Annotated in this window: 12 protein-coding genes; 2 read left to right on the forward strand and 10 right to left on the reverse strand. The window is 67.2% G+C overall.

Going from position 1 to position 12,815, the window contains the following annotated elements; genetic code table 11:
- Window positions 1–524: 524 nt before the first annotated feature.
- The 4 genes from ilvC to miaA all read right to left on the reverse strand — a co-directional run bounded on the left by ilvC (window position 525) and on the right by miaA (window position 5,270).
- Window positions 525–1,544, reverse strand: coding sequence for a ketol-acid reductoisomerase (gene ilvC / locus ACOQOP_RS13755; protein ID WP_420562371.1), 1,020 nt, complete (start codon window positions 1,542–1,544; stop codon window positions 525–527).
- Between the two features lie 119 nt (window positions 1,545–1,663).
- The gene (gene ilvN / locus ACOQOP_RS13760; protein WP_420562372.1) at window positions 1,664–2,239 is read right to left on the reverse strand and encodes an acetolactate synthase small subunit; all 576 of its coding nucleotides are present in this window, start codon (window positions 2,237–2,239) and stop codon (window positions 1,664–1,666) included.
- A gap of 124 nt (window positions 2,240–2,363) precedes the next feature.
- Complete coding sequence (locus ACOQOP_RS13765) at window positions 2,364–4,109, reverse strand: acetolactate synthase 3 large subunit (RefSeq protein ID WP_420562373.1); 1,746 nt, start codon at window positions 4,107–4,109, stop codon at window positions 2,364–2,366.
- 195 nt (window positions 4,110–4,304) lie between these two features.
- Entirely contained in the window at window positions 4,305–5,270 is a 966-nt protein-coding gene (gene miaA, locus ACOQOP_RS13770; protein ID WP_420562374.1) for a tRNA (adenosine(37)-N6)-dimethylallyltransferase MiaA, read from the reverse strand.
- 29 nt (window positions 5,271–5,299) lie between these two features.
- Here miaA and serB point away from each other — a divergent pair, with 29 nt between their 5' ends.
- Window positions 5,300–6,205 carry a phosphoserine phosphatase SerB gene (gene serB, locus ACOQOP_RS13775; protein WP_420562375.1) on the forward strand — a complete coding sequence of 302 codons (906 nt, stop codon included), beginning with the start codon at window positions 5,300–5,302 and terminating at the stop codon, window positions 6,203–6,205.
- Between the two features lie 6 nt (window positions 6,206–6,211).
- On the opposite strand, the gene ACOQOP_RS13780 is transcribed toward serB, so the two are convergent.
- The 5 genes from ACOQOP_RS13780 to hflK all read right to left on the reverse strand — a co-directional run bounded on the left by ACOQOP_RS13780 (window position 6,212) and on the right by hflK (window position 10,683).
- A complete protein-coding gene (locus ACOQOP_RS13780; protein WP_420562376.1) occupies window positions 6,212–6,679 on the reverse strand; it encodes a rhodanese-like domain-containing protein in 468 nt (155 codons plus the stop codon).
- Window positions 6,680–6,835: 156 nt separating this feature from the next.
- Entirely contained in the window at window positions 6,836–8,365 is a 1,530-nt protein-coding gene (locus ACOQOP_RS13785; protein WP_420562377.1) for a DegQ family serine endoprotease, read from the reverse strand.
- Window positions 8,366–8,541: 176 nt separating this feature from the next.
- Window positions 8,542–8,727, reverse strand: coding sequence for a DUF2065 domain-containing protein (locus tag ACOQOP_RS13790; protein ID WP_420562378.1), 186 nt, complete (start codon window positions 8,725–8,727; stop codon window positions 8,542–8,544).
- Window positions 8,728–8,761: 34 nt separating this feature from the next.
- Window positions 8,762–9,652 (reverse strand): protease modulator HflC, encoded by an 891-nt coding sequence (hflC, locus tag ACOQOP_RS13795; RefSeq protein WP_420562379.1) that lies wholly within the window; start codon window positions 9,650–9,652, stop codon window positions 8,762–8,764.
- On the reverse strand, window positions 9,652–10,683 hold the full coding sequence (gene hflK, locus ACOQOP_RS13800; protein WP_420562380.1) for an FtsH protease activity modulator HflK: 1,032 nt from the start codon (window positions 10,681–10,683) through the stop codon (window positions 9,652–9,654). Before hflK ends, hflC begins: the two co-directional genes overlap by 1 nt.
- 309 nt (window positions 10,684–10,992) lie before the next feature.
- On the opposite strand from hflK, the gene ACOQOP_RS13805 reads away from it, so the two are divergent.
- Window positions 10,993–12,108, forward strand: coding sequence for an Mrp/NBP35 family ATP-binding protein (locus ACOQOP_RS13805; RefSeq protein ID WP_420562381.1), 1,116 nt, complete (start codon window positions 10,993–10,995; stop codon window positions 12,106–12,108).
- Between the two features lie 208 nt (window positions 12,109–12,316).
- On the opposite strand, the gene ACOQOP_RS13810 is transcribed toward ACOQOP_RS13805, so the two are convergent.
- Window positions 12,317–12,805: a dihydrofolate reductase gene (locus ACOQOP_RS13810; protein WP_420562382.1), complete on the reverse strand. Its 489-nt coding sequence runs from the start codon at window positions 12,803–12,805 to the stop codon at window positions 12,317–12,319.
- Window positions 12,806–12,815: the final 10 nt, after the last annotated feature.

The raw sequence follows: 12,815 nt of genomic DNA on the forward strand, positions 1-12,815 counted from the left end.
CTGAGCGGGTACGATGGCCCGGCTCGTGTTCAGCGTGCCGACGCTTTGGCTCTACCAGCAGCCGTGCTGCGCCGCCCCTACCACCTTGCGCTGCTCCGATACGCTACACCTGCGACAATATCAGGATTCGCAGACAGTTACAAAGCGCTCTTCACCGCGATTCGTTAAAGATTCCCCCGCGAATCGGGCGGATCGGCTGCGAGGTCGTTTAGGCCATTGCCGGCGGGAGTGCAATGGGATCGTCAGGGTCGCGTTGCCGCACCCGCGGCGGCGCAGGCCGTCTGTGCCCAAAGGCGCGTGATGTCGACAGAGTTCCGGGATGCCGTCCGGTCGTCCGCCCTCATCGCGGCACTGTCGAGCTCACGATTGATTCGCGGGTCGGAACGCTTCCGCTGCACGCAAGGCAGCCGGAGCGCGAGGAGACGCCGCCGCTCGGGCGGCGTGGCCTCGTCCCGGCGTGGCCTCGTCAATGTCGAGGCGGGCGGAATGCGACTCCCGGGAGCCGCATTCCGCCGGGATGTTCGTTAGTTCTTGGTCTGGTCGACCAGCTTGTTCTCCGCGATCCACGGCATCATGGCGCGCAGCTTCTCGCCGACCTGCTCGATCGAGTGCTCGGCGGCACGACGGCGCATGGCCTTGAACGAGGACTGGTTGACCTTGTTCTCCAGCATCCAGTTGCGGGCGAAGGTGCCGGACTGGATGTCGGCCAGGACGCGCTTCATCTCGGCCTTGGTCTCGTCGGTGACGATCCGCGGACCGGAGACGTACTCGCCGTACTCGGCCGTGTTGGAGATCGAGTAGTTCATGTTGGCGATGCCGCCCTCGTAGATGAGGTCGACGATCAGCTTCACCTCGTGCAGGCACTCGAAATAGGCCATCTCCGGGGCGTAGCCGGCCTCGCAGAGGGTCTCGTAGCCGGCCTTGATCAGCTCGCACAGACCACCGCACAGGACGACCTGCTCGCCGAACAGGTCGGTCTCGCACTCTTCCTTGAAGGTGGTCTCGATGGTGCCGGCGCGGCCGCCGCCGATGGCGGACGAGTAGGACAGCGCGACTTCCAGGGCGTTGCCCGAGGAGTCCTGGTCCACGGCGACCAGGCACGGCACGCCGCCCCCACGCAGGTACTCGGAGCGCACGGTGTGGCCCGGGCCCTTCGGCGCGATCATGAACACGTCGATGTCGTCGCGCGGCTCGATGAAGTTGAAGTGGACGTTGAAGCCATGGGCGAAGGCGATGGCCGCCCCGGCGCGCATGTTCGGCTTCAGGTCTTCGTTATAGATGTCGCCCTGGAGCTCGTCCGGGGTCAGCATCATGAGGACGTCGCCCCACTTGGCGGCCTCGGCCGGCGTCATGCACTTGAAGCCGGCGGCCTCGGCCTTCGCGCGGGAGCGCGAGCCTTCCTTCAGCGCGACGACCACGTCCTTGACGCCGCTGTCCTTCAGGTTGTTGGCATGGGCATGGCCCTGGCTGCCATAGCCGACGATCACGACCTTCTTGGTCTTGATCAGGTTCACGTCGGCATCGCGGTCGTAGTACACGCGCATGGGGTCTCCCTCCTTCGGGTCTTGCGGTTCTCAGATCAGGTTTTCGATGTTTTCCATGGTGTCGGCGACGGTTTAGCCGTGCGGCCGTCGCCGAGTCCAGATGGCTGGTGGTCTCCGGGTCAGTCCTCGGACGCTTTCTTCGACTTGCGCCGGGCCGGCTTGGCCTTGCGCACGAGCGGCATGTGGACGTGTTCGCCCCGGGCGATGGCGACGACGCCGGTGCGCGAGACCTCGACCTCCCCCAGCGAGATCATCAGGTCGATGAAGGCGTCGATCTTGCCGGTATCGCCGGTCAGCTCGAACACGAAGCTTTCGAGCGTGCTGTCGATGGCCCGGGCGCGGAAGGTGTTGGCGATGCGCAGGGCCTCGATCCGGGCCTCGCCCGAATTACGGATCTTCACCAGCGCCATCTCGCGGCCCACATGGGGGCCTTCCATGGTCAGGTCGTGCACGTCGTAGACCGGGACGAGACGGGCGAGCTGCGCCTTGATCTGCTCGATCACCATCGGCGTGCCGGAGGTGACGATGGTGATCCGGGAACGGGCGTTGACCTCGTCCACCTCGGATACGGTCAGGCTCTCGATGTTATAGCCGCGGCCGGAAAACAGGCCGATGACGCGGGCGAGCACACCCGGCTCATTGGCCACCAGCACGGCGATGGTATGCCGCTCGGTCGGTTGGTCGGTCGATGTCACGTGGGGTCTCCGAAAGGCGGGCGGGGACTCGGGAGGTCATGCCGGAGCCGGCGCCCGGAAAGGGAATGGCGAAAGGCGGCAGGCGACACGGCCGCCGGGAGAGACCCGGCGGCCGCGGCTGCCGTCATACCAGGGCCATGCCCTTGTCGGTCACGGTCTGCTGCTCCTGGTCGCTCGGGCTGAGGATCATCTCGTTATGCGCCCGGCCCGACGGGATCATCGGGAAGCAGTTCTCATCCTTGGTCACGCAGATATCGGCGAGGACCGGATGCGGCGAGGCGATCATCTCGTCGATGACGTCGTCGAGTTGGCTCGCCTCGGTCGCGCGGAGACCGACGCCGCCGAAGGCTTCCGCCAGCTTGACGAAGTCGGGCAGCGCCTCGGAATAGCTCTCCGAGTAGCGCTTGCCGTGGATCAGCTCCTGCCACTGGCGGACCATGCCCATCCACTGGTTATTGATGATGAACGCCTTCACCGGCAGGTTGTACTGCCGCATGGTCGACAGTTCCTGCATGTTCATCAGGAAGCTGGCCTCGCCGGAGATGTCGATGACCAGCGCGTCCGGATGGGCGATCTGCACGCCCATGGCCGACGGGAAGCCGTAGCCCATGGTGCCGAGCCCGCCCGAGGTCATCCAGCGGTTCGGCTCGTCGAAGCCGAAATACTGGGCGGCCCACATCTGGTGCTGGCCGACCTCGGTGGTGATGTAGCAGTCCATGCCGCGGGTCTTCTCGAACAGCCGCTGGATCGCCTGCTGCGGCTTGATGTCCTTGGTGCCCGGGGTGAAGGCTAGGCACTTGCGCGCCCGCCAGCCGTCGATCTGCCGCCACCAGGAGCCCAGGGCCTTGGCGTCTGGCTTGTAGGACTTGGCCTTCCAGACGGCCAGCATCTGCTCCAGCACCGTCGCCGCATCGCCGACGATGGGAATGTCCACCGCCACGTTCTTGTTGATCGAGGACGGGTCGATATCGACGTGGATCTTCTTGGAGTTCGGCGAGAAGCCGGAGATCGTGCCGGTCACCCGGTCGTCGAAGCGTGCGCCGATGCAGATCATGACGTCGCAGTCATGCATCGCCAGGTTGGCCTCGTAGGTGCCGTGCATGCCGAGCATGCCCAGGAACTGCTTGTCCGAGGACGGGTACGCGCCCAGGCCCATAAGGGTCAGGGTGGCCGGATAGCCGGTCTTGCGCACCAGCTCGCCGAACAGCTTGGAGGCCTTCGGGCCGGCGTTGATCAGGCCGCCGCCGCCGTAGAACACCGGCCGCTTCGCCTTGGCGATCAGCTCCACCGCCTTCTCGATGGCGCTGTCGTCGCCCTTCACCTGCGGACGGTAGCTCTTCGGCTCCTTGTCCTTGGCGTTCGTGTAGGGGCAGTCGGCGAACTGGATGTCCTTTGGCAGGTCGATGACCACCGGTCCCGGCCGGCCGCTGCGCGCGACGTAGAACGCCTCGTGCATGACGTCGGCCAGCTTCTCCGGATCCTTCACCAGGTAGTTATGCTTGGTGCAGGGCCGGGTGATGCCGGTGGTGTCGGCCTCCTGGAAGGCGTCGTTGCCGATCAGATGGGTCGGCACCTGGCCGGTCAGGCACACGATCGGAATGGAGTCCATCAGCGCGTCGGTCAGGCCGGTCACCGCATTGGTGGCGCCCGGGCCCGAGGTCACCAGAACGCAGCCGACCTTGCCGGTCGAGCGGGCATAGCCCTCGGCCGCGTGCACGGCAGCCTGCTCGTGGCGCACCAGGATGTGCCGGATGGCATTCTGCTTGAAGATCTCGTCGTAGATCGGAAGTACCGCCCCGCCGGGGTACCCGAATACGACCTCTACACCCTGATCCTTGAGCGCGCGGAGTACAACAGCGGCACCCGACATGATTTCGGGTTTAGCCGCCTGGGGAGACGACGGGGTACGGGAGGACGTTTTGCGGGATTCAGCCACCGTTCCGCTCCTTCACTGTTGCGATCTCGCCGTCGGGGCCCGTTTCCTGGGGCTCCCGGGAGGATCAAGGTTGATAAAGACACGACCGGCGCGGAAACCTCCCGCGCCGGCCGGCCGGAACCTAGTCGCTCAGGATGGGGGCGTCAACAGCCGCGAGCGAATTTCCGAAAAGATTTCCTCAAAGCTGCTTTTCGAAAATTGCGCATCCATTCGGATATCAGACAGGAATTGATGACGGAACCAGGTCCGCTGGCGCTTGGCATATTGCCGCGTGGCGATCACCGACGCCTCCACCGCCGCATCCAGTTCGATTTTTCCGTCAATGTAATCAACCAGTTGCGGAACCCCGATCGCCCGCATGGCCGGCAGCGACCGGTCGAGGCCGAGCGCGGCGAGCCGCCGCACCTCGTCCACCGCGCCCTCGTCGATCATTTTTCTGAATCGGACCTCCACCGCCTCGGCGGAAACCGGGCGCGGCGGGAACAGGAGCACCCGGCAGAAGGAGAGATCGTCGCGTCCGCCGGTAGGCTGGGCCTGCCAGTCGGACAGCGCGCGGCCGGTCGCCGTGGCCACCGCCCAGGCCCGCTGCAGCCGCTGGGAATCCCCCGGCTCCAGCCGCTCGCCCAGGACCGGGTCGAGGCTGCGGACCTCCTCTTTGAACGCCCCACCGCCAAGGGCGCGGTAGCGGGCGACCGCCGCCTCCACCACCGCCGACGGGACCGGCGGCACCTCGGCGATCCCCTGCATCAGGGCATTGAGATACAGACCCGTCCCGCCGCACAGGATCGGCACCTGCCCTGCCGCCAGCACGGCATCGATCTCGGCCGACGCCGCGTCCCGCCACCAGGCGGCGGATCCACGCTCGGCGGCCGGCAGCACGCCGAACAGCCGGTGCGGCACCCGGGCCTCGTCCTGCGGCGACGGGCGGTCGGTCAGGATCCGCAGTTCGCGATAGACCTGCATGCTGTCGGCATTGATGACCACGCCTCCGAGCCGCTCCGCCAGTTCCAGGGCGAGCGCAGTCTTGCCGCTGGCCGTCGGCCCGGCGATGACGAGCACGGAATTCTGCGTCGGAGGCATGGCGGCGCTGGACATGGCTCGCCGCTACGCGATAAGTGCGCTGCATGCAACAGGTTCTGACACTCTGCGCCGCCCCCGGCGCGCTCACCGCCGACACGCTCGGCACCGCCCTCCGGCTTCTGCAGGAGGCCGGAGCCACGGCCGGCGATCCGTCCTGGCTGGCCCCGGGCGAAGCCGCCGACATCCCATTCGATGCGCCGCATCCGGCGCAGGTGCTGACCCGGCTGCGCGACGGGCTGGCCGACCACCCGGTGGACGTGAACGGCGGCCCGGCCAAGGGCCGGCGCAAGCGGCTGCTGATCGCCGACATGGACAGCACCATCATCGTCGGCGAGTCCCTGGACGAGTTGGCCGAATACGCCGGCATCCGCGACCAGATCGCGGCGATCACCGCCCGGGCGATGCGCGGCGAGCTGGATTTCGAGGGCGCGCTGCGGGAGCGGGTCGGCATGCTGAAAGGTCTGCCGGCCTCCACCATAGACACCGTGGTCGACGGGCTGCAGCTCACGCCCGGCGCCGATGTGCTGGTGGCGACCATGAAGGCGGCCGGCGCCTATTGCGCGCTGGTCTCCGGCGGGTTCAAGCCGATGACCGGGGCGATCCGGCTGCGGATCGGTTTCGACGAGGACCGCTCCAACACCCTGCATGTGGCCGATGGGGTGCTTGCCGGCACGGTCGGTGAGCCGATCCTCGGCCGCGACGCCAAGCTGGCCGCGCTGAAGGAGCTGTGCGCCGCCCAGGACCTGCCGCTGGAGGCCGCCCTCGCGGTCGGCGACGGCGCCAACGATCTGGCCATGCTTGGCGCGGCGGGGATGGGCGTGGCCTTCCAGGCAAAGCCGGCGGTGCGCGATGCGGCCGGCTTCCGCATCGAACACGCGGACCTTCGCGGTCTGCTCTATCTCCAGGGATACAAGGCTGAGGACTTCGCGGTGCCGCCGGCCGCCGCCTGAGCCGCCTCAGTTCGGGTAGCTCACCACCGGCAGGCCGCGGTTCAGCCAGCCGGGCGCCACGCCCGTCTCGTCGTAGCGGCCGAACATACCTTCCTTGATGTTGTAGACCTCGGTGAACCCGGCGGCGACCAGCCAGGCCCGGGCCCTGGTCGAGCGCACCCCGGTTTCGGCGATCGTGGCGATCGGCCGGTCGCGGTCGCCGTCCACCGCGACGAGGGCGGCGGCGATGAAGCCGTCGCGGCCCTGCGGGTTATGGATGCTGGCGCCGACCGCGCCCTCGGCGAGGCCGGTCTCGCGCCACTCGCGCTCGGCCCGCACATCCAGGATCCGGATCTCCCCGCGCGTCGCCATGGCATGGGCCTTGGAGGCGTTCAGACGACCGTCCGAGAAGCCCCAGTGCGGCATGCCGTACAGCGTTCCCACCCCCAGAAGGGCGGCGCTGACGAGGATCAGGATAGGGAGGCTGTACCGCATGGCGCCAGCCTACCCGATTCCCATCAATGAGTGAGGGATTTTCTTCAAGTGATGAGCAAAATTTAACAGTGACCCCCACAAACAGGAACGGCGCCGGTCCCTTGGGAACCGGCGCCGCCTCCTCACTCCGCGAAAAGGGCCTGGGGGGCGGGGGGATCAGCCCTTGTCGATCCGGAGCGGGATAAATCTCTGCTCCCCCTGTCTATTGACCAGCAGAAGGATGGTTTTCTTCCCATTGGTGCGATGATCTTCTACGAGACGGCGCACATCCTCGAGCGAACGGACCTCGTCCTGGGCGACTTCGACGATCACGTCGCCCTCACGCAGGCCCTTGTCGGCAGCATCGACGGTGTCGTCCACCTCGGTGACGACCACGCCTTCGACCTCTTCCGTGATGCCATACTGCTCACGCAATTGGGGCGTCAGCGTGGCGAGACCGAGGCCAAGAGAGTCGACGCGGCCTTCGTCGGTCGGGCCCGGCGTGGCCGAGGTGTTCAGCATCCGCGCCTCTTCCGCCTGCTCCAGCTCGCCGAGCGTGGCCGTGACGGTCATCGAGGCACCGTCGCGCCAGACCTCCACCGGAACCTCGCGGCCGACCCGGGTCTCGGCGACGATGCGCGGCAGGGTGCGCATCTCGTCGACCGGCTGGCCGTTAAAGCCGGTGATGACGTCGCCCGGCTGGATTCCGGCGGCTTCGGCCGGGCCGTCCGGGGTCACGTCGGCCACCAGCGCGCCACGCGCAGTGTCGAGGCCGAGGCTGTCGGCGATGTCCGGGCTGACCTGCTGGATCCGCACGCCGAGCCAGCCGCGACGGGTGCGGCCGAACTCGCGCAGTTGATCGACCACCCCGCTCGCCAGATCGGAGGCGATGGCGAAGCCGATGCCGACGGACCCGCCGGTCTGCGAGAAGATCGCGGTGTTGATGCCGACCACCTGGCCTTCCAGGTTGAACAGCGGACCGCCCGAGTTGCCCCGGTTGATCGAGGCGTCGGTCTGCAGGAAGTCGTCATACGGGCCCTGGCCGATGTCGCGGCCGCGGGCCGAGACGATGCCGGCGGTCACGGTGCCGCCAAGGCCGAACGGATTACCGATGGCGACCACCCAGTCGCCGACACGCAGCGAGCCGGAATTGCCGAACTCCACGAAGGGCAGCTCGCGCTGGCCCGGATCTATGGACAGCACGGCCACGTCGGTCTTCGGATCCTTGCCGATCAGGGTCGCCTCGTATTCGGTGTCGTCCTGGAGGCGGACCTTGATCTCGTCGGCGTCGGCGATGACGTGGTTGTTGGTCACCACGATGCCGCTGGGATCGATGATGAAGCCCGAGCCGAGCGACTGCGCCGAGCGCGGACGCTGCGGACGCTGGCCCTGGTTGCGCTCGAAGAAGTCCTTGAAGAACTCTTCGAAGGGCGAGCCCGGCGGGAACTGCGGCATGTCGGGCATGCGCGACGAATCGACCGTCTGGGTCGTGGCGATGTTCACCACGGCCGGCAGTAGCCGCTCCGCAAGGTCGGCAAAACTCTCGGGCGGCGCTTTCGCATGCGCCGTGTTGGACAGCGCCATGCCGAAGGCCAGCATGGCCGCCAGAGCGCCCGCAATCGCCAGGCGGTACAGGGAGGCTGCGGCTTCCGCCCGCCTATCGACCGCCATGATGCGCACTGCGGTGGCAGAGGTCTTCAGGCCCATATCTTGTCTTGTCCCTCTCTTCTCGAACCGGCTTCGGAAGACAGCATCGCGACTATCACCCCACCGCACAACAGGTGGGCTGTCACAGACGACAGTCAACGGCCGCCCGGTCTCACTCGCAGACATTCATATAGGTATGGTGTGGCTTGAATGCGGCGACAGTCACATTCCGGCGATCAGCCGCGCACAGCCCATAAAAGCCCGATTCCGGCGACCGCCGCCGCGAGGCCGGCGATGCGCATCGTCGCTGCAGGCTGCGTCAGAATGACCGCCATGGCCCGGCGCATCGCGTCGGGGACGGCGGCATAGAGCAGGCCCTCGATGACGAGGACCAGGGCCAGGGCGGCGAGAAAATCGTCCACGCGTCCGCTCGCCGCCCTGCCCGTCGATCAGGTCCTACTGGCCCGGGTTCGCGACCCCGCCCGAGATCGAGTTGAAGTACCGGAAGAAGTCGCTGTCCGGAGAGAGCACCATGGTGGTGTCGCCGGAGCCTTCGTTGACCATCTTCCGATAGGCCTGCATCGAGCGGTAGAAGGAGAAGAACTCCGGATCGCGGCCGAAGGCATCGGCGTAGATCTTGATCGCCTGGCCGTCGCCCTCACCGCGCAGGGTCTCCGCCTCCTTCTGCGCCTCGGCCACGATGACCGTGCGCTGCTTGTCGGCATCGGCCCGGATCTTCTGGGCCTGCTCGTTACCCTGGGCGCGGAACTCGCGGGCTTCGCGCTCACGCTCGGAGGTCATGCGGTCGAAGATGTTCTGCTTGGTGGCGTCCGGATAGTCGGCCCGGCGGATACGCACCTCGATCAGTTCCATCCCGAAGCGCTTGGCGCTGTCGTTCACCTCGGCCCGGATGTCGGTCATGATCTGCCCGCGCTGCTCCGACAGGACGTCGATCAGGGTCTTGTTGCCGAGCACCTGACGCAGTGAGGAGTTGATGACCACCGACAGCCGCGAGGAGGCTTCCCGCTCGGTCCGGACCGCCCGGAAGAACTGCAGCGGATCGATGATCTTGTAGCGGGCGTAGCTGTCCACATCGAGACGCTTCTGGTCCGACAGGATCACCTGCTGGCGCGGCGGGTCCACGTCGAGCGCGCGGCGCTCGTAGTAGATGGTGTTCTCCGCCACCGGGATCTTGAAGTTCAGCCCCGGCTCGCGGATCTCGCGGACCGGCTGACCGAAGCGGACGACTAGCGCCTGTTCTGTCTCGTCCACGATGAAGAACGACTGCGAAAGAACGATGCCGATGATGACGACGATGACGCCGAAGATAGCCAGTGTCCGGTTCATCAGTTGCCTCCCTGCTGGGTGCTGGACGCGCCCGTCGAGCGGTTCCTGTTCAGACGGTTCTGTACCTCGGGAAGCGGCAGGTAGGGCACGACGCCGCTGCCTCCGGACTCCTCGTCGATAATGACCTTGTTCACGTTCGCCAGGATGTCCTCCAGCGTCTCCAGATAGATCCGCTTGGTGGTGACGTCCTTGGCCTGGACATAGGCCTCATAGACCGAGTTGAAGCGGTTCGCGTCACCCTGGGCCCGGTTGACCACCTCCTGGCGGTACGCGTCGGCCCCTTCGATGAGCTGGGCGGCCTCGCCTCGGGCCCGCGGCACGACGTCGTTCCGATAGGCCTCGGCCTCGTTCTTCAGGCGCTCGAGGTCCTGACGGGCACGCTGCACCTCGTTGAAGGCGTCGATGACCTGCGTCGGCGGGTCGACCTGGTCGAGCTGGACCGATCGGATCTCGATGCCGGCGCCGTACTCGTCCACCAGCGCCTGAAGCTGCTGCTGGGCCGCGACCTGGATCTGGCCGCGGCGTTCGGTCAGCGCGTCCTGGATCCGGGTGTTGCCGATGATGTCGCGCATGACCGCTTCGGCGGAGACCTTCACCGTCTGCTCGGGATTCTGCAGGTTGAACAGGAAGTCGCCGGGGCTGCGGATGATCCAGAACACGACGAAGTCGATGTCGATGATGTTCTCGTCACCGGTGATCATCATGCTTTCTTCCGGCACGTCCCGTCCGCTGCCGGAGCGGGAGTCGGCACCGGAGCGGAAGCCGACCTCGATGCGGTTTTCCCGCGTCACGTCCGGGCGGAACACCTCGCCGATCGGCGCCGGCCAGTTCCACTGGAGGCCCGGCTCCTTCGGTATGCCGTCATACTTGCCGAGCACGAGTTCGATGCCCTGCTGGTTCGGCTGCACCCGGTAGAAGCCGTTGGCGGCCCAGAGGCCCAGCAGAATGAGAACACCCAGAATGATCAGCTTCGGCCCGCCGAAGCCGCTCGGCAGCATGCCTTTGAATCGCTGCTGCTGGCGGCGCAGCATGTCCTCGATATCCTTCGGGCTCGGTCCCTGACCGCCCCCGCCGCCACCGCTTCCCCGAGGCCGGCCCCAGGGCGAATTGCCGCGGCCACCGCCGTTGCCTCCGCCATTACCGCCGCCGCCCCATGGGCCCTGCCCGCGTCCCCCTTGATCGCTCCAAGGCATGGCTCGTCCTCTCTGTTCAATCCCGCGGGGGACGTAGCATGCCACCGGCGCGTTGCAAAGCGCGGCCCAGCACTCTATGTCCCGCGTGCAAGCGGGTAGTCTTTTAAGGTTCCCGGTATGTTGGCGAAATCGCGGGGATTTCAAGCGATGACAACGGTTTCCGAGCAATCAGTCCGAAACGCGCTGGCGGAGGTCATCGATCCGGGCTCCGGCGCGGCGCTTTCCGCCCTGGCGACGGTGTCCGGACTGGTGGTCAAGGACGGCAATATCGGCTTCTCGCTGGAGGTCGATCCGGCCAAGGGACCAGGCCTGGAAGGCCTGCGCAAGGCGGCTGAAGCCGCCGTTCTGGCGCTGCCGGGCGTGACCTCGGCGACCGCGGTGCTGACCGCGCATCGCGCCGGCGCCCCGGCACAGCCCAAGCAGACCGCCCAGCCGCAGCAGGGCCGCATGCCGTCGCGACCCGAACTGCCGGGCATCAAGTCGATCGTCGCCGTCGCCTCCGGCAAGGGCGGCGTGGGCAAGTCGACGGTTGCCACCAACCTCGCGCTGGCCCTGGCCGGCCAGGGGCTGGAGGTCGGGTTGCTCGACGCCGACGTCTACGGCCCCTCCCTGCCACGCATGATGGGCATCAACCGCAAGCCCGAGAGCCGGGACGGCAAGACCCTGATCCCGCTGGAGAACCACAGCATAAAGTGCATGTCGATCGGCTTCCTGGTGGCCGAAGACACGCCGACCATCTGGCGCGGCCCGATGGTGATGAGCGCTCTGGAGCAGATGCTGCGTGACGTGGAATGGGGCGAGCTGGACGTGCTGGTGGTCGACATGCCGCCGGGCACCGGCGACGCCCAGCTCACCATGGCCCAGCGGGTGCCGCTGGCCGGGGCGGTGATCGTCTCCACGCCCCAGGACATCGCCCTTCTGGACGCCCGCAAGGGTCTCAACATGTTCCGCCGGGTCGACGTGCCGGTGCTCGGGATCATCGAGAACATGAGCTATTTCCTGTGCCCCCATTGCGGCGAGCGCAGCGACATCTTCGGCCATGGCGGCGCGCGCCAGGAGGCCGACAAGCTGGGCGTGCCGTTCCTGGGCGAGGTGCCGCTGCATCTCGACATCCGGGTGGCGGGGGACGGCGGCACCCCGATCGTCGCCGCCGATCCCGGCGGCCCGCATGCGGCGGCCTTCGCCGGTATCGCCGAGAAGGTGGCCGCCGCCATCTCCGGCCCGTCCCAGCGCAAGGCGGCACCGAGCATCGTCTTCGAGTAACGCTCGTCCCTTTTCCCACTCCCCCATCACCCACTCCCCGGATTTATTCCGGGGCCTACCCATCCGCCGCTCCTGCGCCGACGGGTTCAGAACTGCGTTGACGCGTGGGCCCCGGAATAAATCCGGGGAGTGGGTAAAGGGAGTGGGTGTCCGGGAAAGCGGGTTTGGGGTTGGGAGAGATCGGATCGGGAGAGAGTGTGTCCCTTCTCTACGCCCTCACGTAATCGGCGAAGGTGAAGGCCGGGCGACCGTCTTCCGGCGGGTGGGCCTCGCGCCAGGTCGCGCGCCACTGCGACCAGTCGACGTCCGGAAACAGCACGTCGCCCTCCGCCTCCAGATGGACGAAGGTCAGAGCCAGCCGGTCGGCCCGGGGCAGGGACGCGGCGAAGATCTCTCCGCCGCCGATGATGAAGACCTCCGCCTCGCCCGCACAGGCGGCGATGGCGGCGTCCAGGTCTCCCACGCGCTCGGCGCCGTCGGCCGACCAGTCGGGCGACCGGGTGACCACGATGGAGCGCCGGCCCGGCAGCGGGCGGCCGATGGAGTCCCAGGTGCGGCGGCCCATCACCATGCTGTGGCCGAGGGTGCGGCGCTTGAAATGGGCGAGATCGGCCGGCAGGGACCAGGGCAGCCCGCGGGCGCTGTGCCCGATGACCCGGTTATCCGCCACCGCGGCGATGAGCGTGAGGTCGGCCATGGCGGCCTCC

The organism is Thalassobaculum sp. (assembly GCF_965223715.1).
Lineage (GTDB): Bacteria > Pseudomonadota > Alphaproteobacteria > Thalassobaculales > Thalassobaculaceae > Thalassobaculum.